The sequence below is a fragment of the Streptomyces sp. NPDC007189 genome, from assembly GCF_040703635.1.
Lineage (GTDB): Bacteria > Actinomycetota > Actinomycetes > Streptomycetales > Streptomycetaceae > Streptomyces.
The window spans coordinates 14,511-35,478 of record NZ_JBEYEY010000028.1 but is presented as its reverse complement, the minus strand read 5'-3'; the positions used below and the strand labels follow the sequence as shown (position 1 = coordinate 35,478).

Annotated in this window: 15 protein-coding genes and 1 pseudogene; 12 read left to right on the top strand and 4 right to left on the bottom strand. The window is 72.9% G+C overall.

Annotation, left to right across the window (positions count from 1 at the left end; translation table 11 throughout):
• Nucleotides 1–68 precede the first annotated feature (68 nt).
• Complete coding sequence (locus AB0950_RS37210) at nucleotides 69–1,091, bottom strand: Gfo/Idh/MocA family oxidoreductase (RefSeq protein WP_360147282.1); 1,023 nt, start codon at nucleotides 1,089–1,091, stop codon at nucleotides 69–71.
• Nucleotides 1,092–1,221: 130 nt separating this feature from the next.
• Here AB0950_RS37210 and AB0950_RS37205 point away from each other — a divergent pair, with 130 nt between their 5' ends.
• The 8 genes from AB0950_RS37205 to AB0950_RS37170 all read left to right on the top strand — a co-directional run bounded on the left by AB0950_RS37205 (nucleotide 1,222) and on the right by AB0950_RS37170 (nucleotide 12,026).
• Nucleotides 1,222–1,959, top strand: coding sequence for a GntR family transcriptional regulator (locus AB0950_RS37205; protein ID WP_360570677.1), 738 nt, complete (start codon nucleotides 1,222–1,224; stop codon nucleotides 1,957–1,959).
• A 177-nt stretch (nucleotides 1,960–2,136) separates the two neighbouring features.
• A complete protein-coding gene (locus AB0950_RS37200) occupies nucleotides 2,137–3,141 on the top strand; it encodes a sugar ABC transporter substrate-binding protein (RefSeq protein ID WP_360147279.1) in 1,005 nt (334 codons plus the stop codon).
• The gene (locus AB0950_RS37195) at nucleotides 3,138–4,199 is read left to right on the top strand and encodes an ABC transporter permease (protein ID WP_366780444.1); all 1,062 of its coding nucleotides are present in this window, start codon (nucleotides 3,138–3,140) and stop codon (nucleotides 4,197–4,199) included. The genes AB0950_RS37200 and AB0950_RS37195 overlap by 4 nt, the downstream gene beginning before the upstream one ends.
• Entirely contained in the window at nucleotides 4,196–4,966 is a 771-nt protein-coding gene (locus AB0950_RS37190; RefSeq protein WP_360570633.1) for an ATP-binding cassette domain-containing protein, read from the top strand. The genes AB0950_RS37195 and AB0950_RS37190 overlap by 4 nt, the downstream gene beginning before the upstream one ends.
• Before the next feature lie 107 nt (nucleotides 4,967–5,073).
• On the top strand, nucleotides 5,074–6,219 hold the full coding sequence (locus AB0950_RS37185; protein WP_360147270.1) for an ROK family glucokinase: 1,146 nt from the start codon (nucleotides 5,074–5,076) through the stop codon (nucleotides 6,217–6,219).
• Nucleotides 6,216–6,797, top strand: coding sequence for a sugar kinase (locus tag AB0950_RS37180; RefSeq protein ID WP_360147267.1), 582 nt, complete (start codon nucleotides 6,216–6,218; stop codon nucleotides 6,795–6,797). The genes AB0950_RS37185 and AB0950_RS37180 overlap by 4 nt, the downstream gene beginning before the upstream one ends.
• 97 nt (nucleotides 6,798–6,894) lie before the next feature.
• Nucleotides 6,895–9,738, top strand: coding sequence for a DEAD/DEAH box helicase (locus AB0950_RS37175; protein ID WP_366780443.1), 2,844 nt, complete (start codon nucleotides 6,895–6,897; stop codon nucleotides 9,736–9,738).
• Nucleotides 9,735–12,026, top strand: a complete 2,292-nt coding sequence (locus AB0950_RS37170) for an SWIM zinc finger family protein (protein ID WP_366780442.1) — start codon at nucleotides 9,735–9,737, stop codon at nucleotides 12,024–12,026. Before AB0950_RS37175 ends, AB0950_RS37170 begins: the two co-directional genes overlap by 4 nt.
• Nucleotides 12,027–12,104: 78 nt before the next feature.
• On the opposite strand, the gene AB0950_RS37165 is transcribed toward AB0950_RS37170, so the two are convergent.
• A complete protein-coding gene (locus tag AB0950_RS37165; RefSeq protein ID WP_360147258.1) occupies nucleotides 12,105–12,629 on the bottom strand; it encodes a transglycosylase SLT domain-containing protein in 525 nt (174 codons plus the stop codon).
• A gap of 533 nt (nucleotides 12,630–13,162) precedes the next feature.
• Between AB0950_RS37165 and AB0950_RS37160 the strand changes: the two genes are divergently transcribed.
• Nucleotides 13,163–15,793 (top strand): DHA2 family efflux MFS transporter permease subunit, encoded by a 2,631-nt coding sequence (locus AB0950_RS37160; RefSeq protein ID WP_366780441.1) that lies wholly within the window; start codon nucleotides 13,163–13,165, stop codon nucleotides 15,791–15,793.
• A 552-nt stretch (nucleotides 15,794–16,345) separates the two neighbouring features.
• Here the strand turns inward: AB0950_RS37160 and AB0950_RS37155 are convergent.
• Complete coding sequence (locus AB0950_RS37155; protein WP_360148512.1) at nucleotides 16,346–16,642, bottom strand: hypothetical protein; 297 nt, start codon at nucleotides 16,640–16,642, stop codon at nucleotides 16,346–16,348.
• Nucleotides 16,525–17,070, bottom strand: coding sequence for a hypothetical protein (locus AB0950_RS37150; RefSeq protein ID WP_366780451.1), 546 nt, complete (start codon nucleotides 17,068–17,070; stop codon nucleotides 16,525–16,527). Before AB0950_RS37150 ends, AB0950_RS37155 begins: the two co-directional genes overlap by 118 nt.
• 266 nt (nucleotides 17,071–17,336) lie before the next feature.
• On the opposite strand from AB0950_RS37150, the pseudogene AB0950_RS37145 reads away from it, so the two are divergent.
• The 3 genes and pseudogenes from AB0950_RS37145 to AB0950_RS37135 all read left to right on the top strand — a co-directional run bounded on the left by AB0950_RS37145 (nucleotide 17,337) and on the right by AB0950_RS37135 (nucleotide 20,898).
• Nucleotides 17,337–18,550: pseudogene (locus tag AB0950_RS37145) on the top strand (cation:proton antiporter).
• A 220-nt stretch (nucleotides 18,551–18,770) separates the two neighbouring features.
• Complete coding sequence (locus tag AB0950_RS37140; protein ID WP_360147252.1) at nucleotides 18,771–19,214, top strand: hypothetical protein; 444 nt, start codon at nucleotides 18,771–18,773, stop codon at nucleotides 19,212–19,214.
• 421 nt (nucleotides 19,215–19,635) lie between these two features.
• On the top strand, nucleotides 19,636–20,898 hold the full coding sequence (locus AB0950_RS37135; RefSeq protein WP_366780440.1) for a DUF4241 domain-containing protein: 1,263 nt from the start codon (nucleotides 19,636–19,638) through the stop codon (nucleotides 20,896–20,898).
• The last annotated feature ends 70 nt before the right edge of the window (nucleotides 20,899–20,968 follow it).

Below are 20,968 nucleotides of genomic sequence, written 5' to 3'. Positions count from 1 at the left end.
GCGCTGGGAGTACGGCGACCAGTTGCGTGGGCCATGCGTCGGTGGGGCCGACGGACATCCCCGCCCGGTCACCCGCCAGCCGCCCGCGCCCGGTCCGGGATCTCCGTCAGGGCCACCGGGCGTCGTTCCCGTCGGGAGAGCTCGCAGGCCTCTGCCACGCGGAGTGCCTGGAGGGCCTGGTGGCCGTCGCAGGGGTTGGGGCGCTCGCCGCGGATCACGTCCACGAAGGCGTTCAGCTCGGCCTCGTACGCGGGGCCGAACCGCTCCAGGAAGCCCGGCCACGGCTTGTCCGCGGGCGGCGGCCCGGTCGGCTCGGTGGACGCCAGCGGCGTACGGTCGTCCAGGCCCACCACGACCGTGTCCCGCTCCCCGGCCAGCTCCATGCGCACGTCGTACCCGGCGCCGTTCAGCCGGGTCGCCGTGGCGGTGGCGAGCGTGCCGTCGTCCAGCGTGAGCAGCGCCGCGCCCGTGCCGACGTCCCCGGCCTCGCGGAACATCGCGGGCCCGGCGTCCGACCCGGTGGCGTACACGTCGGTCACCTCGCGGCCCGTCACCCACCGCAGCACGTCGAAGTCGTGGATCAGCGTGTCCCGGAACAGCCCGCCGGACAGCGGCAGCCACTCGGGCGGGGGAGGGGACTGGTCGCACGTGAGCGCGCGCACGGTGTGCAGCCGGCCCAGCCGTCCGGAGTGGACGGCCTCGCGGGCGCCGGCGTATCCCGCGTCGAAGCGCCGCTGGAACCCCATCTGCAGGATCGTTCCCGCCGCCTCCACCTCGGCGATCGCCTGCAGCGTGCCCGGCAGGTCGAGCGCGATCGGCTTCTCGCAGAACACCGGCAGGCCCGAGCGGGCTGCCCGGCCGATCAGTTCGGCGTGGGCCGGCGTCGCGGTGGTGATCACCACCGCGTCCACGCCCCAGGTGAAGATCTCGTCCACTCCCGGCGCCGCCGTCTCGCCCAGCCGGTGCGCCAGGCCCTGCGCCCGTGCCGGATCCGCGTCCGTCAGGATCAGCGATCCGACGTCGCGGTGCCGGCTGAGCGTTCTCGCGTGAAGGGTGCCGATGCGGCCCGTACCGATGACCCCGATGCGCATGGAAACAAAGTGGGCTCGGACCCCGCGCCCTGTCAATGCGTATGTCCGGACAATCGGACTTCACAACTTCCCGTCAACCGGCCACGGGGCTACGCTCGGGCCCGTGCCGAAACCAGATGTGGACCCCACCGTGTCGCTCGACCTCCATGTGGACCGTAGCTCCCCGGTGCCGCTGTACTTCCAGCTCTCCCAGCAGCTGGAGGCCGCCATCGAGCACGGCAGCCTCACCCCGGGCAGTCTGCTCGGCAACGAGATCGAGCTGGCCGCGCGGCTCGGCCTGTCCCGGCCGACCGTCCGCCAGGCGATCCAGTCCCTGGTCGACAAGGGTCTCCTGGTGCGCCGCCGAGGCGTCGGCACGCAGGTGGTGCACAGCCAGGTCAAGCGCCCGCTGGAGCTGAGCAGCCTCTACGACGACCTGGAGGCGGCCGGCCAGCGCCCCGCGACCAAGGTGCTGGTCAACACCCTGGTGCCCGCCTCCGCCGCGGTCGCCGCCGCGCTCGGCGTGCCCGAGGGTGGCGAGGTGCACCGCGTCGAGCGGCTGCGCCTCGCGCACGGCGAGCCCATGGCGTACCTCATCAACCATCTCCCGACCGGCCTGCTCGACCTGGACACCGACCAGCTGGAGGCCACCGGCCTGTACCGGCTGATGCGCTCCGCCGGGATCACCCTGCACAGCGCCCGCCAGTCCATCGGCGCCCGCGGAGCCACCGCCGCCGAGGCCGAGCGGCTCACCGAGACCGAGGGCGCGCCGCTGCTCACCATGCAGCGCACCACCTTCGACGACACCGGCCGGGCGGTCGAGTTCGGCGACCACGTCTACCGCCCCACGCGCTACTCGTTCGAGTTCCAGCTGCTCGTACGGTCCTGATCCCGGCCCCGGATTCGTCGCAATGTCCGGACATGCGAACGGGCGGCCGCTCCCCGCTGTGTCATGAGCGTCACCCGTGTTCGATACTGAAGCATTTGGGGCCGCCGAGCTGATCGCCGGCCCCTCGCGCACGTACGAACACGGCAAGACGGACACAGCAAGAAGGGGCATCGCCTCGTGGCACGGTTTCGGACCTGGGCAGTCATCGCGCTGACCGGGGCACTTTCGCTGTCTCTGGCAGCGTGCAGCAGCACCGGGGGCAAGCGGGCGGAGGACGCCCGCAAGGCCGCCGCCGCCCAGGGAAGGGCGGCGGTGAACACCCCGCGCTGGACCTTCGCGATGATCACCCACTCGGGAGACGGCGACACCTTCTGGGACATCGTGCAGAGCGGCGCCAGGCAGGCCGCCGTCAAGGACAACATCAACTTCCTGTACTCGCACGACGACCAGGCCCAGCAGCAGGCCCAGCTGGTGGACGCGGCGGTCGACAAGAAGGTCGACGGCATCATCGTCACTCTCGCCAAGCCCGACGCCATGAAGGCCGCCGTGGCCCGCGCCGAGAAGGCCGGCATCCCGGTCGTCACGGTGAACTCCGGCTCCGAGGAGTCCAAGGCCTTCGGCGCCCTCACCCACATCGGGCAGGACGAGACGATCGCCGGCGAGGCCGTCGGCGAGGAGCTGAACAAGCGCGGGAGGAAGAAGGCCCTGTGCGTGCTGCACGAGCAGGGCAACGTCGGCCACGAGCAGCGCTGCGACGGCGTCGCCAAGACCTTCCGCGGATCGCTCCAGAAGCTCTACGTCAACGGCACGAACATGCCCGACGTCCAGTCCGCCGTCGAGGCCAAGCTCCAGGCCGACCACTCCGTCGACGCCGTCGTCACCCTCGGCGCCCCCTACGCCGACACCGCCGTGAAGGCGAAGAACGACGCGGGCAGCAAGGCCGAGATCGACACCTTCGACCTCAACGCCCAGGTCGCCGCCGAGCTGAAGAACGGCATCCTCGGTTTCGCCGTGGACCAGCAGCCGTACCTCCAGGGGTACGAGGCGGTCGACCTGCTGTGGGCCTACAAGTACAACGGCGACGTCCTCGGCGGCGGCAAACCGGTGCTGACCGGCCCGCAGATCGTCACCAAGGACGAGGCCGCCGCGCTGGCCGCGTACACCGAGCGGGGCACCCGATGAGCGCGACCGCCGAGAAGACGTCCGCGGAACCCCCGAAGACCGCTGACGAAAGGATTCTGCGCAGCTCGCCGCTGAAGAAGCTGCTCTCCCGGCCGGAACTGGGCTCGGTCGTCGGCGCGCTCGCCGTCTTCGTCTTCTTCGCCTGCGCCGCCGACGGCTTCCTCAACGCCTCCAGCCTCAGCACGGTCCTGTACGCCTCCTCGACCATCGGCATCATGGCCGTACCGGTGGCGCTGCTGATGATCGGCGGCGAGTTCGACCTGTCGGCGGGCGTCCTGGTGACCTCCTCCGCGCTCATCTCCTCGATGTCCAGCTACCAGATGACGGCGAACACCTGGGTCGGCGTGGGGGTCTCGCTCCTGGTCACGCTCGCCGTCGGCGCCTTCAACGGCTTCATGCTGACCCGTACGAAGCTGCCCAGCTTCATCATCACGCTGGGCACCTTCCTGATGCTGACCGGCATGAACCTCGGCTTCACCAAGCTGATCGACGGCACGGTGTCCACGAAGACCATCGGCGACATGGAGGGCTTCCCCTCCGCCCACGCCGTCTTCGCCTCGACGCTCGCCGTCGGCGGCGTCGGCGTCAAGGTCACCATCCTGTGGTGGCTGGGCCTGGTCGCCCTCGCCTCCTGGATCCTGCTGCGCACCCGGGCCGGCAACTGGATCTTCGCCGTCGGCGGCAACCAGGACGCGGCCCGCGCGGTCGGCGTCCCGGTCGCGAAGACCAAGATCGGCCTCTACACGGGCGTGGCCTTCGGCGCCTGGGTCTCCGGCCAGCACCTGCTCTTCTCCTTCGACGCCGTCCAGTCCGGCGAGGGCGTCGGCAACGAGCTGATCTACATCATCGCGGCCGTCATCGGCGGCTGCCTGATCACCGGCGGCTACGGCAGCGCGATCGGCTCCGCCGTGGGCGCCCTCCTCTTCGGCATGACGAGCAAGGGCATCGTCTTCGCCGAGTGGAACCCCGACTGGTTCAAGTTCTTCCTCGGAGCGATGCTGCTCCTCGCGACCCTGCTCAACGCCTGGGTGCGCAAGCGCGCGGAGGCCGACGCATGACACTCGTCCAGCTGACCGACGTCAGCAAGCACTACGGCACCGTCCGCGCCCTGGAAGGCGTCTCGCTGGAGGTCCGCGCGGGCGAGATCACCTGCGTCCTCGGCGACAACGGAGCCGGCAAGTCCACCCTGATCAAGATCGTCGCGGGCCTGCACCGGCACGACGGCGGCACCCTGCGCATCGAGGGGGAGGAGACCACCCTCACCTCCCCGCGCGACGCCCTGGACCGCGGCATCGCCACGGTCTACCAGGACCTGGCGGTGGTCCCCCTCATGCCGGTCTGGCGCAACTTCTTCCTGGGGTCCGAGCCCCGCAAGGGCACCGGCCCCTTCAAGCGCCTCGACATCGACCTCATGCGCCGTACGACCCGCGAGGCGCTGCTGCGCATGGGCATCGACCTGCGGGACGTCGACCAGCCCATCGGCACCCTCTCCGGCGGAGAACGCCAGTGCGTGGCGATCGCCCGCGCCGTCCACTTCGGCGCGAAGGTCCTGGTCCTGGACGAACCGACGGCGGCACTGGGCGTGAAGCAGTCCGGTGTGGTCCTGAAATATGTGGCCGCGGCACGGGACGAAGGGCTGGGTGTTGTCTTGATCACCCACAACCCGCATCACGCGTACCTGGTGGGGGACAGGTTCGTGCTGCTGCGCCGGGGCACCATGGTGGGCCATTACACACGCGACGAGACGACCCTGGACGAGCTGACCCGGCAGATGGCGGGCGGAGCCGACCTCGACGCCCTGCGCCACGAACTGCAGCGGGACTGAGGGGTGCGGGGCCGGACCGACAGGCCCCGCACCCGGCCACGCGCGCGTACCGCCCTCTCCGCACCCGTACGCCGGCTGTACCCGCGGTGAGGCAGAATCGACGAACGATGAGCACCTACCGCGACCTCACCGCCCCCATCGGCTCCCGCAGGGCCCCCGTGCTCCGCACGGTCGGCACCAGGGAACGCCGCTCCCACCTGACCGCACCCCGGGTGCCGACGGTCGGCATCGACATCGGCGGCACCAAGGTCATGGCGGGCGTCGTGGACGCCGACGGCAACATCCTGGAGAAACTCCGCACGGAGACCCCGGACAAGTCCAAGAGCCCCAAGGTCGTCGAGGACACCATCGTCGAACTGGTCCTGGACCTGTCCGACCGGCACGACGTGCACGCCGTCGGCATCGGCGCGGCCGGCTGGGTCGACGCCGACCGCAACCGCGTCCTGTTCGCGCCCCACCTGTCCTGGCGCAACGAACCGCTGCGCGACCGCATCGCCGGCCGCCTCGCGGTCCCGGTCCTGGTCGACAACGACGCCAACACCGCCGCCTGGGCGGAGTGGCGCTTCGGCGCGGGCCGCGGCGAGGACCACCTCGTCATGATCACGCTCGGCACCGGCATCGGCGGCGCCATCCTGGAGGACGGCCAGGTCAAGCGGGGCAAGTACGGCGTCGCCGGTGAGTTCGGGCACATGCAGGTCGTGCCCGGCGGACACCGCTGCCCGTGCGGCAACCGCGGCTGCTGGGAGCAGTACAGCTCCGGCAACGCGCTCGTCCGCGAGGCCAAGGAGCTGGCCGCCGCCGACTCCCCGGTGGCCTACGGGATCATCGAGCACGTCAAGGGCAACATCCACGAGATCACCGGCCCGATGATCACCGAGCTGGCCCGCGAGGGCGACGCCATGTGCGTCGAGCTGCTCCAGGACATCGGCCAGTGGCTCGGCGTCGGCATCGCCAACCTCGCCGCCGCCCTCGACCCGTCCTGCTTCGTCATCGGCGGCGGGGTCTCGGCCGCCGACGACCTGCTCATCGGCCCGGCCCGGGACGCCTTCAAGCGCCACCTCACCGGCCGCGGCTACCGCCCCGAGGCCCGCATCACCCGCGCCCAGCTAGGCCCCGAGGCCGGCATGGTGGGCGCCGCCGACCTGGCCCGGCTGGTCGCCCGCCGGTTCCGCCGGGCCAAGCGCCGCCGGGTGGAGCGCTACGAACGCTACGAGCGGTACGCCCAGGCGCGCCGCGACCGGGACACCGCATGACCGCCTCCCTGCCCCGCCAGGCCGCCGCGACGGACGAGCCGCGCCACCCCGCCGAGAACCCCGGGCACAAGGCCAGGCGCCGCGCCCTCACCCTGCTGATCATCGTCCTGCTGATCGGCGTCCCGGCCGGCTACCTGGTGATCTCCGCGAACCAGAGCCGCAACAGCGGCAAGGACAAGGAGGCCAAGTACTCGGCGACCGGCCTGACCCCGGGCTGGCCGTCGAAGGTGCAGCGCCGCCTGTACCAGGTGACCGTCCCGCACCCGGCCGACTACATCGCCTCCTACGAGACGAACAACTGGAAGACCAGCCGCCTGTACGTGCAGTTCCGCACCAACGACGCCGGCCTGGACGCCTTCCTGCAGACCATGGGGACGCGCCGGGAGCAGCTGAAGAAGGGCGACATCGCCATCGGCGCCCGCGACCAGAAGGTCAGCGGCTGGCGCTTCACCGGCACCGGCGCCTGGTGGGGCCTGACCCACGCGCAGAAGAACCCGGCGCCCACCCAGGACGTGGTCGTGAACATGTCCGACCCGAATTACCCGATGGTCTACGTCGTCTCGCGCACGGTCCCGTGACCAGCGGGCCCCGCCCGCTGCCGGGACCGATTGTCAGACCCCGCCCGTAGAGTCGAAGACGTCTGATCCGGCACAGGGACGGGAGGTGGCAGGACGTATGAGCACAGGCGGCACGGCAGCGCCGGCCGAGCGCACGGCGGGCTCCGGTCGGACCGGCAACCCGGTCCCGGCGCGCCTCGCGTCCGTCTACCTTCCGGCGCCCCTCCCGCGCGAGGGCCGCATCGCCTTCTGGGACCCCGACGCGGGGCCCGTCGAGGGCGGCACCGACGAGCTCACGGTCGTCCGACGGCATGGCGCCGGGGTGCGCCGCCGGCAGGTGCGCGCGCTGACCCTGCCGCTCGCCGATGCCCTGCCCCTGCTGGTCCGGGCCCGCCGTGACCCGGCCGCCCATCCGGCCACGGCCTGCTGGGGCGCCGCCGCGCTGCACGCGCTGCGGCTGGCCGCCCGCGGCCGCCTGCTGCCGGGCCTCACCCCGGCCGGCCACGACGCCTGGCGGGCCGGCCCGCTGGAGCCGGAGGACATCGCCCACCTGCGCGCGATCGCCGCGGCCCTGCCCCCGGAGGGCCACGCCGTGCCGCTCGCGGCTCCCGGGCCGCTGCGGCTGCCCGAGCCGGAGGCCCTGATCCGCTCCTTCCTCGACGCGGTCGCCGACACCCTGCCCCGCACTCCGGCCGCCCCGCACACCGCCGGCCGCCCGTTCGCCGCCCGGGAGCCCGTCGCGCTGCCCCAGGCCCACGACTGGGCGGCCGAGGTCGCCGCCGGCATGGACGCCGGCGTGCGGATCTCCCTGCGCCTCGACCTGTCCGCGTACGACGTCTTCGACGCGGGCGCCAGCGACGGCGCCCGTGCCGCCGGAGCCGCGATCGTGCAGGTGCACAGCCTCGCCGACCCCACCCTGGTGGCCGACGCGGCGGCCCTGTGGGCGGGGGAGGCCGACACGGCGTTCGGGCCCCGCGCACGCGTGGACGCCGCCCTCGCGGTGCGGCGCGCGGCCCGGGTGTGGCCGCCCCTGGAGCGGCTCGCCGAGCAGGACGTGCCGGACGTCCTCGCCCTGTCCGAGGAGGAGCTGGGGGAGCTGCTCGGCGCCGGCGCCGCCCGCCTGGCCGCCGCCGGCGTCGCCGTGCACTGGCCGCGGGACCTCGCCCGGGACCTCACGGCCGCCGCCGTGGTCCGCCCGGCGCCCGGCTCGGCGACCGACGGCACCGGCTTCTTCGAGAGCGAGGAACTGCTCCAGTTCCGCTGGCAGCTGGCGCTCGGCGGTGACCCGCTCAGCGAGGACGAGATGGACGCCCTCGCCGAGGCCCACCGCCCGGTCGTACGGCTCCGGGACCGCTGGGTGCTGGTCGACCCGGCCCTCGTCCGCAAGGCCCGCAAACGGGAACTGGGCCTGCTCGACCCGGTCGACGCGCTGTCCGTCGCGCTCACCGGCACCGCCGACGTCGACGGCGAGAGCGTCGAGGCCGTCCCCGTCGGCGCGCTGGCCGCCCTCCGCGACCGGCTCACGGCGGGGCTGCGCCCGGCGGACCCGCCCCCGGGCCTGAACGCCACCCTCCGCGACTACCAGCTGCGCGGCCTCGCCTGGCTGGACCTCATGACCTCCCTCGGCCTCGGCGGCTGCCTCGCCGACGACATGGGCCTCGGCAAGACCGTCACCCTCATCGCCCTGCACCTGAAGCGCGCCCGCACCGAGCCGACCCTCGTGGTCTGCCCGGCCTCCCTGCTCGGCAACTGGCAGCGGGAGATCACCCGGTTCGCGCCCGGCGTCCCCGTCCGCCGCTTCCACGGCCCGGACCGCACCCTGGAGGGCGTCGACGGCGGCTTCGTCCTCACCACCTACGGCACCGCGCGGTCGGCGGCCGCCCAGCTCGCCGACTGCCCCTGGGGCATGGTCGTCGCCGACGAGGCCCAGCACGTGAAGAACCCGTACTCCGCCACGGCCAAGGCGCTGCGCACCCTCCCCGCCCCCGCGCGCGTGGCGCTCACCGGCACCCCGGTGGAGAACAACCTCTCCGAACTGTGGGCCCTGCTCGACTGGACCACCCCCGGACTCCTCGGCCCCCTGAAGTCCTTCCGCGCCCGGCACGCGCGAGCGGTGGAGAACGGCGAGGACGCGGAGGCGGTCGAGCGCCTGGCCCGCCTGGTCCGTCCCTTCCTGCTGCGCCGCAAGAAGTCCGACCCCGGCATCGTCCCCGAGCTGCCCCCGAAGACCGAGACGGACCACCCCGTCCCCCTCACCCGCGAGCAGGCCGCGCTGTACGAGGCAGTGGTGCGCGAGTCGATGCTGGCCATCGAGACCGCCGAGGGCATGGCGCGGCGCGGCCTGGTCCTGAAACTGCTGGGCGCCCTGAAGCAGATCTGCGACCACCCGGCGCTGTATCTGAAGGAGGACGCGCACCCGGACCGCCTGGTCCACCGCTCCGGCAAACTCGCCCTGCTCGACGAGCTGCTGGACACCCTGCTCGCCGAGGACGGCTCGGCGCTCGTCTTCACCCAGTACGTCGGCATGGCCCGCCTCATCACCGCCCACCTGTCCGCCCGCGCGGTCCCGGTCGACCTGCTGCACGGCGGTACGCCCGTGCCGGAGCGCGAGCGCATGGTCGACCGCTTCCAGAGCGGCGAGACCCCGGTCCTCGTCCTCTCCCTGAAGGCGGCGGGCACCGGCCTGAACCTCACCCGCGCGGGCCACGTCATCCACTTCGACCGCTGGTGGAACCCGGCGGTGGAGGAACAGGCCACCGACCGCGCCTACCGCATCGGCCAGACCCAGCCCGTCCAGGTCCACCGCCTGGTCACCGAGGGCACGGTGGAGGACCGCATCGCCGAGATGCTCACCGCCAAGCGCGCCCTGGCCGACGCCGTCCTCGGCTCCGGCGAGGCGGCCCTCACCGAACTCACCGACCGCGAGCTGTCCGACCTCGTCTCACTGAGGAGGCCGTCGTGACCCCCGAGGACGAAAGCCCCGCAGCCGCCGCCCGCCGCGCCTTGCGAGCCGCCCGAGCACGGGCCCGGGCCGAGCGTGAGGGCGAGGAGGGGGCGCTGGCCGAGCGTGCGGAGGGGGAGCGGGGGCCGGGCGAGCGCGTGGAGGGGGAGCGGGGGCCGGGCGAGCGTGCGGAGAGGGGCGAAGACGCTTCGGTTCGTCCGGCGACCGCGCCCGGGAGCGCACCGGCGGTGGGCGCGGGGCGAGGTGCGGCGCCGGAGGGCTCGGGGACGGACCCCTCCGAGGGGGCCGTCTACATCCCCGGCGAGGCGGAGCACACCGGCTCCGGGGCTGTAGAGGCGGGGGAGGCGGCGCGCGCGGCGCTCCGGGAGACGAAGCCGGCGCGGCGCGGCGACGACGAAGCTGCTGCGGCGCTGGGGGGCCGGGGCACGGGCGGCACACCCGAGACCCGCACACTTGAGACCGGCAAGCCCGAGGACGGCAAGCCCGAGACCGGCAAGCCCGAGACCGGCAAGCCCGAGACCGGCAAGCCCGAGGGCGGCGCCGCCAGGCCGCAGGCTCGGCCTGCCGATGTCGCCCGGGAAGCGCTGCGGGCGGCCCGGCGGCAGGCTGCGCGCGCCGAGGGAGAGGACGCCGCCCGTGGGCGGACGGGGGCGGAGGAGCCGCGCGCATGGCGCGGGGCCCGAGCGGCGGCGGGAAGCTCCGACCGTCCCACGTCGGCGCGCGCCACGGCCTCCGAATCGGGCTCCGCCGCGCGGGCCGCCCGGATCAAGGCGGTCCAGGACATGCGGCGTTACCTGGAGACTGCCTTCCGGATGCCGACATGGCCCGACACGGAGGAGGAGCAGCACCCGGACACCGCCGGGCCGGACCTCACACCCGCCGAGCGGACGTCCCCGCGCACGAACCCAGACCCCACCACCCCGCACCCCACAGACCCAGACCCGGCCCCGGCCCCAGCAGACCCAGAGTCAGCCCCATCCCCCACCCCCACCGCATCACCCCCGCACCTGCCCACCACCATGGCCACCCCGCACCGTGACAATGAACTGCGCCGTACCTTCCCGGAGTTCGGGCCGCGGGAGGCCACGGCGGAGGGTGCGCCGTTCGCGGGGACCTGGTGGGGGAACGCCTGGGTGGACGCGTTGGAGCAGGGGGCGCTGGATCCCAAGAGGCTGGCGCGGGGCCGGGGGTACGCCGACCAGGGGCACGTCGACGCGATCACGGTGACCCCGGGGCTCGTGCTGGCGTACGTCCGCGGTAGCCGTCCGCGCCCCTACCGCGTACAGGTGCGGGTCCGCACGCTGGACGACGAGGACTGGGCGCGCTTCCTGGACGCGTCCGCCGACCGGCCGGGCCACATCGCCGCGCTGCTCGACAAGGAGCTGCCCCAGTCCCTCGCCGACTGCGGTGTGCCGTTGCTGCCCGGCCCCGGCGATCTCGTACCTCACTGCAGCTGTCCCGACGCCGGGCACCCCTGCAAGCACGCGGCCGCGCTCTGTTACCAGACGGCGCGGCTGCTCGACGCCGACCCGTTCGTGCTGCTGTTGCTGCGCGGCCGGGGTGAGCAGAGCCTGCTCGACGCGCTGTCCCGGCGCAGCGCCGCCCGCGCGGCCCGCGCCGCCCGGGACCGGCAGCCGGAGACCCTGCCCGGTGTTCGCGCCACCGACGCCCTCGCCCCGCGTGAACTGCCGCCGCTTCCGCCGCCGTCGCCGGTGCCCCCGCACCCCGAGCAGCCGCCGGTGTATCCGGCGGCGCCCGGCGGCCCGGATCCCTTCGCGCTGGACCAGCTGGCGACCGACGCCGCCGCCCGCGCCCACGCGCTGCTCACCACCGGACGGGACCCGGTGGGGGAGCTGACCCTGTGGCAGGACGCGGTGCGCCTGGCCGCGGCCCGCCCCGGCTCCGGGCTCACCGCCGCCACCCGCGCGCTCTACGCCACGCTGGCCGCGGCCGTCGGCCGTACCCCGGCCGACCTCGCGCGGGCCGTCGCGGCCTGGCGGCAGGGCGGCCCCGACGGGCTGGCCGTCCTGGAGGAGCCGTGGGATCCGCCGGCCGGCCGTTTCGACCGGGCCCGCCCGCTGCTGCTCGCCGCCGACCTCCCGGCGTTCCGCCCCTGGCGCAACCGCCTCACCCATCCGCGCGGCCACGTCCAGCTCCGCCTCGGCCGTGACGGCCTGTGGTACGCCTACGAGTCGGAGCCGGGCCGGGACGACTGGTGGCCCCGCGGCACTCCCGATCTGGACCCGGTGGGCGCGCTCACCGGTCTCGGCACGCTGGACGACGTATGACGCCCGTGGCACGAGAAGGCCGGTGCCGGCAGCGGTGGTCGCTGCCGGCACCGGCCTCACGGTGCTGGGGTGCCCGGCTCAGTACGCGGAGTTGACGTTGTCGATGGAGCCGTAGCGGTGGGCGGCGTAGTTGGCCGCGGCGGTGATGTTGGCCACCGGGTCGGTGACGCTGTTGGCGGTGCCGGCCACGTGGTAGGCGTGGAAGGTCGGGTCGATGACCTGCAGCAGGCCCTTGGAGGGGGTGCCCTGCTTGGCGTTGACGTCCCAGTTGTTCTGGGCGCCGGGGTTGCCGCCGGACTCGCGCATGATGTTGCGCTTCAGACCCTCGTAGCTGCCGGGGATGCCCTTGGCCTTCATGATGCTCAGCGACTGCTTGATCCAGCCGTCGAGGTTGCCGGCGCCGCCAGACGTGCCCTTCGCGGTGGTGCCGGCGTCGTGCGAGGAAGCCGTGACCACCGTGTGGGCGGGCACCTGGGTCGCTTCTGCGGCCTGTGCGGTGGTCGGCATCAGGGTCAGGGCGGCGGCCGCCGCGCCGGTGGTGGTGATGCCGGTCAGGGCGAGCGTGCGCAGGCGGGCGATGCGGGTGCGGGTGGTCTTGGCCATGCGGAAGTAACCCTCCAGGGGGGAGACATCAGGGTGGTCGCCGTCGTGAGCGGGGCGGATCCGGCGGAGTCCCGTTCGGTCCGATCCATCGCTCCCGGCGACGACAGCAATAGTTAGCGGCGGACCGGGCGCTGCGCAATGATGTGACGTACTACGCAATTACGGAGTAATGTCCGAAATAGACGGTTATAGAGCTATCTGTGCAGCTCAGCACAGTGCTGGTTCTACGAAGCTGCTTAGGATGTGATCTGCCTCCTATGGGTGGCATCACACGCAGACCCCCGTTTTCCGGGGTTCCGCATCGCCGCACGCGGGGAAAGCGGCGGCTTTCTGTTCGGTCGGCGTGGGCGGGGCGCGGGTGGTCGGCGCCAGCATCTACACTCAGTTGGTAGCCGCAAGCAACGGAACGTGAGTGATGACCGTCCCACTCGTCCGCTGAAGCACCTCGACGGCGACCTGGTCGCCCGCACGTACACGAGCCTCGGAGCCGGGCCGCGCCCGGCCGGCGAGGCGAGGCAAGGAGATCCGCACGCATGACCACGTCCGCATCCCCGGCCCGTGGGGGAACCGAAGCGATATCCGCACCGGCTCCGGCCGGCAGGCTGACGCATCGTCAGATCATGACGATCCTCAGCGGCCTGATGCTGGGCATGTTCCTCGCGGCGCTCGACCAGACCATCGTCAGCACCTCGATCCGCACCATCGCCGACGATCTTCACGGCCTCAGCGCCCAGGCGTGGGTCACCACCGCGTACCTGATCACCTCGACGATCAGCACGCCGCTGTACGGCAAGCTCTCCGACCTCTACGGCCGTAAGCCCTACTTCCTGGCGGCCATCACGATCTTCATCGCCGGCTCGGCGGCCTGTTCGTTCGCCACCTCGATGACGGAGCTGTCCGCCTTCCGGGCCTTCCAGGGCATCGGCGCGGGCGGCCTGATGTCACTGGCGCTGGCGATCATCGGTGACATCGTGCCGCCCCGCGAGCGCGCCCGGTACCAGGGCTACATGCTCGCGATGTTCGGCTCCTCCAGCGTGCTCGGCCCGCTGATCGGCGGTTTCCTCGCGGGCCGCAGCAGCATCCTGACCATCGCCGGCTGGCGCTGGGTGTTCCTGGTCAACGTGCCGGTCGGCATCATCGCGCTGTTCGTCGTCGCCAAGGTGCTGAACCTCCCGCACACCCGGCGCGAGCACCGCATCGACTGGTGGGGCGCGCTCACCATCGCCGTCGGCGTGGTGCCGCTGCTGCTCGTGGCCGAGCAGGGCCAGGACTGGGGCTGGACCTCCACCCGGGCCTACGTCTGCTACGGCGTCGGCGTGCTCGGCCTGCTGGTGTGGGTCCTCGTCGAGCGGGCCATGGGCGATGAGGCCCTGATCCCGATGCGGCTGTTCCGCAGCGCGGTCTTCAGCAAGATGAGCCTGCTGTCCATCCTCATCGGCATGGGCATGTTCGGCGGGATGATGATGGTCCCGCTGTACCTGCAGATCGTGAAGGGCGTCAGCCCCACCCGGGCCGGCCTGCTGATGCTGCCGCTGATGGTCGGCATGATCGCCGGCACCATCGTGGTCGGCCGGATCATCCAGAAGACCGGCAAGTACAAGATCTTCCCGGTCATCGGCACCCTGCTGATCATCGCCGCCATGCTGCTGTTCCACTACCGCGTGCAGTGGGACACCGCCCTGCCGGAGACCATGGCCTACATGGCGCTGTTCGGCATCGGCCTGAGCGGATGCATGCAGATCCTCACCCTGGCCGTGCAGAACGCCGTCGAGCCCAAGGACATGGGCGTGGCGACCGCGTCGGCCACCTTCTTCCGGCAGATGGGCGGCACCGCCGGTACGGCCATCTTCCTCTCCGTGCTGTTCAGCACCGTCGGCGACAAGATCAGCTCGGCGTTCCGGGATGCGTACAGGACGCCCGCGTTCCAGGCCGCGCTCCACGACCCGGCCGTACGGGCCAACCCCGCGAACAGGCCGGTGCTGGAGATGTTCCAGCACCCCGGCGCGGGCGGCGGCAGCGGCTCGGGAGTGCTCGACGACTCCTCGTTCATCCAGCGGCTCGACCCGCGCCTGGCCGAGCCGTTCAAGGTCGGCTTCACCGACTCCATGCAGCTGGTGTTCATCATCGCGGCGGCCGTGATGGTCCTGGCCTTCCTGGTCGCCGTGTGGACCAAGGAGGTGCCGCTGCGCAAGGTCTCCGGACTGGAGGCACGCGCCGCGGAGGAGGGCGCCACCGGCCCGGCCCCCGAGCCGACCGCGACCACGCCCGCGGCGCCGGCCACGACGACGCCCGCCGAGCCCGCCGCCGCGGACCGCACCGACGCCGCCCCCGGCGCCGGTGGCGCCCAGCCCGCCGAGCCGGCCGGCGACCGTTTCGCGCCCGTCCAGGGCGGCAGGCACCACCGCGTCCACGGCCGTGTGCTGGACGGCGCCGGCGCCCCGGTGCCGCAGGCCGTGATCACGCTGATCGACGTCGGCGGACGGCAGCTCGGCCGTGCGGTCAGCGGCGCGGACGGGGCCTACACCCTGGACGTCACCGGACCGGGCACCTATGTGCTGATCGGCGCCGCCGGTTCCCGGCAGCCGCAGGCGGTGACGGTCCTCGTCGGTGACGAGCCGGTCGAGTGCGACCTCGCGCTGAGCGGCACCGTCGCCCTGACCGGCACGGTCCGCGACGCCGTCGAGGGGCAGCCGCTGGCGGGCGCCCTGCTGGTCGCCACCGACGTGCGCGGCGAGGTCGTGTCCTCCGGCACCTCGGCCGCCGACGGCGCCTTCGTCCTCGCCGACCTGGTCCCCGGCGGCTACACCCTCGTGGTGAACGCGCCCGGACACCGCCCGGCCGCCCTCCCGGTCCAGGTCACCCCGGGAGCCACGGACCCGTACGAGGTCCGACTGGAGCCCGGCGCCCGCATCAACGGCGTCGTCGGCACCCCCGCCGGCGGGCCCCTCCACGACGCCAAGGTCACCCTGCTGGACTCGGCGGGCAACGTGGTCGGCTCCGCCGTCACCGGCCCCGACGGCGCGTACGGGTTCACCGACCTGGACACCGGCGAGTACACCGTCATCGCCAGCGGCTACGCCCCGGTCGCCGCGTCGCTGCACCTGGACGGCAGCGGCGTCACCGACTTCGACCTGGAGCTGTCCCACGAGGAGCAGTCCCGCTAGCAGCAGCCGCGCCCCCAGCCCCGCCGGGCCCTCCCGGCGGGGCTTTCGCATGTGCTGGACGTCCGCGGCCTCTCGCCGGCCGTGGCCGACTGGCTGCGCGCCATCGGACGCCGAGGCGGTACCCGTCGGCAACTCGGCCGGCTGCCAAGTCGTGGCGGACCTGGCCGTTCACGCACCCGAGCTGGTGGGACCGGTGGTCACGAACGAGCCGACGTTCGACCGCCATGCCCGCTGCGCCCTGACGGCGTTGACCGCGAGCTACGCCGACTGCGGCCTGCGGCGGGGGCTGCGCACGTAGCTGCTCGCCCTGCACGATCCGGTGGAGGGCAAACTCCCTCACCTGCGCACACCAGTCGTCGTATCCGGGGGACCAGGGACCCGATCGTCCCGCGGGCCTGGGCGGAGGAGGTCGCCCGGCTGCTTCCGGACGGCCGTACGGCGTCGGTGCCGGGCGCCGGGCACCCCCTGAACTGTTCGGCGCCTCTGGAACTCGCCCGCATCACCCGGACGCTGCTCGCCTGAAGCGGTTCACGCCGATCACCGAGCCGGCCGTCACGCGGCCATGCTGAGTGCGGCGGCGCCGGCGATGGCGGCGTCGATGCGGGCGTGGATGACCAGGCTCGTGCTGCTCTCGTCGGCCGCGGCCTCCAGGAGGCGTCGTGCCGGGGCGTTGTGGGTGGCCACGGACATGAGAAGCCCGAGGCGACTGCACAGACGCTGTACGCGCAGGATCACGCCCACCATGGAGGCTCGGGCGGCCGGCTCGTCGAGCACGACGACGACGGAGGCCGGCCGATAGGCGTGGACCATGTCGCTGATCCTCGACAGAAGCTTTGCTCGCCCGCCGATGCCGGGATCGTCGTGCACCGTGATGACGAGCACTCCTTGCTCGAATGCATGAGAGAGCATGCCCTCCCGGGCCCCCTTGTTCTTAGCGGTCGGTTCCTCAGCCGGGTACCCGCCACGGACTGCGCCATACGGCAGCGCCGGCCACCCGGTCCAGGGCGGCCCGGCGCTCGTCGAGCGGCGCCTGCCGCTCCTCGGGGCGGCTCGGCCCACACCCGGTCGGGCAGCGCCCGCAGACGCCGTACGACCTGCGGGTGGAGGGAGCCGTACAGGAGCGTCCCGTCGAGAGCTGCGGAGACGATCTCGGGCCAGTGGGGCCAGGGGAACGACACGCGGGGGCGTCCTGTCCGGTCTAGCAGCCAGGCGGGGCCGAGCAGGCGGCGGACGAGCCGGAGCAGAGCGTCCTCCTCGATCTGGTCCAGCGCCTGCACCGCCGTCGTCGGGTCGTTGACGCGGGGGAGTGCGACCGGATCGCGAGGTCGGCCAGGAGGCGGAAGCCGCACGCCGCATCCTGCTGCACCGTGCGGGCTGGGGCCGTAGCGTATGCAGGCGGCCGCGCGCCGGGCCGGTACGGGTCGCGGCGCGCCGCGGGCGTCGAGACGGGCGGCCGGGCTGTCCACGGTGACGAAGTCACCCACCGCGTGCGCCAGGCGGACCCGCAGGCCGTGGCGGGCGGCCAACCGGGTGAGGAGGGTCCGTGTTCCATCCCGGCACGCTCGTCCTGATCATGACGGCCGCCGTGCTCGCCCCGCTCCTCGCGGAGGGAGCGGCACGGCGGCTCCGCATTCCCCTGGTCATCTTCGAAATCGGGCTCGGCATCGTCATCGGCCCGGACGTCCTCGGCTGGACCCACCCGGACCGGGTCGTCGACACGCTGTCCGATCTCGGACTGGCCATGCTGATCTTCCTGGCGGCTACGAGATCGAGTTCGCGGCCGTCCGCGGCAGCACCCTGCGCCGTGCCGCCGGCGCGTGGCTGGTCTCGCTGGCGCTCGGCATCGGGCTCGGTTTTCTCCTCAGCGGCGGGGAGACCTACCGGGCGTTCGTCATCGGTACGGCGCTCACCAGCACGGCGCTCGGCACTGTCCTGCCGATCCTGCGCGACGGCGGAGAACTGCGCGGCCGCTTCGGCACCGTGGTGTCGGCGTTCGGCGCGGTCGGTGAGTTCGGGCCCATCGTCGCCATCGCGCTGCTGCTCAGCGGACGCAAACCGGGAGAGTCGGCGGCCCTGCTCATCGCCTTCGCGGCGATCACCGCCGACGCCGTGTGGTGGGCGCTGCGGCCCAGGCCGCCCTGGTTCTCCCGCCTGATCGACACCACGCTGCACAGCAGCGGCCAGTTCGCGGTCCGCTTCGTCATGCTGCTGCTGGTCGGCATGCTCGCCCTGGCCGAGGCGTTCGGCCTCGGCATCCTGCTCGGTGCGTTCGCCGCGGGCGTCCTCACCCGGCTCGTCCTGCACGGCGCCTCCTCCGCGCACAGCGCCGAGGTGTTCGGCAAGGTGGAGGCGATGGGGCTCGGCTTCCTGGTACCGCTGTTCTACGTCGTCACCGGCATCGAGTTCGATCCGAGCGCCCTGCTCGGCGGCGGGCGGGCGCTCGCCCTGCTGCCGGTGTTCCTGCTGCTGTTCCTGCTGGTGCGCGGCGGACCGGTCCATCTGCTGGCGCCCCGCGGCCTCGGTCCGGGCGGCCGTCCGGCCCTGACCCTGTTCGCGGCGACCTGCCTGCCACTGGTCGTGGCCATCACCACGATCGGCGTCGACCAGAAGGTGCTCGGCAGCGACGTGGCCGCCGCCCTGGTCGGCGCCGCGATGCTCTCCGTGCTCCTGCTGCCCCTGCTCGCGATGAGACTGCGCCGGCGCGCCGGCCGTGCCGAGCCGACACCGAACATCTCGACGGAGTCGGAGGCGTGGTGACGATGCCGGGCGGCTTCTCAGCGCGGCCGGTGACCCTGAGGACGTGGGCGAGCTGCGATGTCGCGCCGCGGACGAGCCGGGCCCCACGTCGTCACCACACGCGAGCCCGTCACCCGAACAGCCCCACCCTCCTGGCCGCTGCGCCGTACATCCCGGAAGGTCAAAGAGGTCAGGCGGACGACACCCACACCGCCCGCCCCGCAAGAAACGGAGCGCGACCATGACGGCACAGCCCCAGTCCGGGACGTCCTCGGGCAGCTACGGACCCGCCCCCACCCGCAACAGCCCCTGGGCCACCGGCGGCGCCACCTTCGCCGGCGTTCTGCTGCTCCTCAACGGCGTCCTGGCCGTCTTCCAGGGCATCTCCGCGATCGCCAAGGACGACGTCTACGCCCGCCTCGGCGACTACGTCTACAAGATCAACCTCACCGGCTGGGGGTGGATCCTGCTCGTCCTCGGCGTCATCGCCGCCTTCGCCGGCTGGGGCATCCTCTCCGGCGCCGCGTGGGCGCGGGTGGCCGGTATCGCGCTGGCGTCACTGAGCCTGATCGCCCAGTTCCTGTTCCTGCCGTACGCGCCGGTGTGGTCGGTCATCATGATGGCCATCGACGTGTTCGTGATCTGGTCCCTCGCCGTCTACCAGCCGGAGCCCGCACGACGCTGACACGCCGGCCACGCCGGTCCGCCCGCGGCCGATCCCCTTCGGCGCGGCGCTCGTCACACCCTGTGCAGCTTTCTCCGCGTCGACGCACTGGCCCACGCGGGCCGCCTCGACCGGGCCCGCTACGTCTTCGACCAGATGCTCACCTACGCCCACCACGTCGGCCTCTTCGCCGAGGAGATCGGCGCCCTGGACGAGGAACTCGACCGGGCCGGACGCTGACGTTCCTGTGTGGCCTGGGACACGCTCCGTACCCGTGATGATCTCGAGGCCGGCTCCGCTGGGCCAAGTGGGGGGACAGGGTTCCGTGTCCTTCCTGTGTCGAGCCGAGGGGGGAACAGCCCATGGACGAAAGACGCGACCGGCTGCCGCTGGACCACTGCGAGCGCAGCCTGCGCATCGCCGACGCCCGGCGAGCCGCCGCATGATGGCCGGCCGGGCGATCGTCGAAGTGGCGTACGGCGAGGGCTGGGACCCCGGGCGCGCAGCCGTGCTGGGGCCGGTCAGCTCCGCGGTGGCGGCCGCACGGGACGCCGCCGGGCAGCCGTACGCGGTGGTGCTGCGGCAGGAAGGCAGCCACGGCCTGATCGTCGCGCACGTGGCCTGGGAGCGTCACTACCTCGGGCTGTGGGTGTACGACGCGCGGGGGCGGCGGTTCCTGGAGATGGACCTGCGGCGCCTGGCGGAGGACCGGCTCTTCCTCGCTCACCAGCGTGGCTGGGCGTACGAGGACGGCATGCCGGAGTTCGCGGCGGACGCCGGGCGGGTGACGACCCGGCTGTGGCCGGACGGGAGCGGTACCCGGATCGTCGAACCCCGGGGCGACAAGGGCGGCTCGCTGCACACGACCGCGGACGTGCCCGAGGAACGGCGCTGGTTCCCGGTGCCTGCCTTCGGCCGGTGGCAGGGCCTGTTCGCCGTGCTCGGCTTTCCGGGAGCCGACAGCTGCGAGTTGCGCGAATCCCCGCAGGTGCACGAGGGCGAGCCGGCCCTGCCCAACTGGCGGGCTCCGCAAGGAATGCGGCCCCGGCATCTGAACGAACTGTTCACCGCGGGCGCCCGCTTCACGGCCGACGAGGCGTACACCGTCCGGGACCCGATCGAGGCCGGCACGCTGCACCTGCCCAGCGGGCGCCTGGTGGCGCGCGACCCCATGTACCGCGCGTGCGAACAGGACGCGGGCTTCACCGTGCCGGTGGCGCCCGGCAGTTACCCGGTGCAGCTGGCCTCGGCCGGCTACACGGCCGAGCATCTGGGCCGGACGCTCGTCATCGACGAGTACACCGCGGTCCGTGTACGGGTGTCCGAGCGCCCGGCTGTGAGCTGGGAGCCGGCGCTGCTGGAGGGGCAGGACGAACGCCTGCTGCGCGACGGCGAGTTCCACGGCTTCGGGGTGGACTCCGGCACCGGCTGCTTCGTCGACGCGACCATGGCCGGGGAACTGGGCGAACGGTTCGGGGGCGGTCGGGCAGCGGGCACGTGGAAGGAGAACGACCACGGCATCACGATCGTCGACGACCCGGCCACCGGCACCAACCTGATCGCCTACCCCAGCGGCCGGGGAGACGGATCGTACCCCGTGTGGATCGGCCGGGACACGGACGGCGAGGTCGCCTGCTTCGTGGCGGACATGCTGGTCCTGCACAGGGCGACCCCGACCCGAACCGCTCGCTGCGCGGGGCACTAGCCGACTGTCCATGCGAGGTTGCGGCTGTGCTGCGCCCGGTGCCGAACGCTGCCCTGAACCCCGACATGAC

Bases quoted from the DNA above. Each gene is read 5' to 3' on its own strand.
- AB0950_RS37140 (WP_360147252.1), top strand. From the start codon at position 18,771: ATGACGGCACAGCCCCAGTCCGGGACGTCCTCGGGCAGCTACGGACCC.
- AB0950_RS37195 (WP_366780444.1), top strand. From the start codon at position 3,138: ATGAGCGCGACCGCCGAGAAGACGTCCGCGGAACCCCCGAAGACCGCT.
- AB0950_RS37135 (WP_366780440.1), top strand. From the start codon at position 19,636: ATGATGGCCGGCCGGGCGATCGTCGAAGTGGCGTACGGCGAGGGCTGG.
- AB0950_RS37165 (WP_360147258.1), bottom strand. From the start codon at position 12,629: ATGGCCAAGACCACCCGCACCCGCATCGCCCGCCTGCGCACGCTCGCC.
- AB0950_RS37180 (WP_360147267.1), top strand. From the start codon at position 6,216: ATGACCGCCTCCCTGCCCCGCCAGGCCGCCGCGACGGACGAGCCGCGC.
- AB0950_RS37175 (WP_366780443.1), top strand. From the start codon at position 6,895: ATGAGCACAGGCGGCACGGCAGCGCCGGCCGAGCGCACGGCGGGCTCC.
- AB0950_RS37190 (WP_360570633.1), top strand. From the start codon at position 4,196: ATGACACTCGTCCAGCTGACCGACGTCAGCAAGCACTACGGCACCGTC.
- AB0950_RS37185 (WP_360147270.1), top strand. From the start codon at position 5,074: ATGAGCACCTACCGCGACCTCACCGCCCCCATCGGCTCCCGCAGGGCC.
- AB0950_RS37210 (WP_360147282.1), bottom strand. From the start codon at position 1,091: ATGCGCATCGGGGTCATCGGTACGGGCCGCATCGGCACCCTTCACGCG.
- AB0950_RS37160 (WP_366780441.1), top strand. From the start codon at position 13,163: ATGACCACGTCCGCATCCCCGGCCCGTGGGGGAACCGAAGCGATATCC.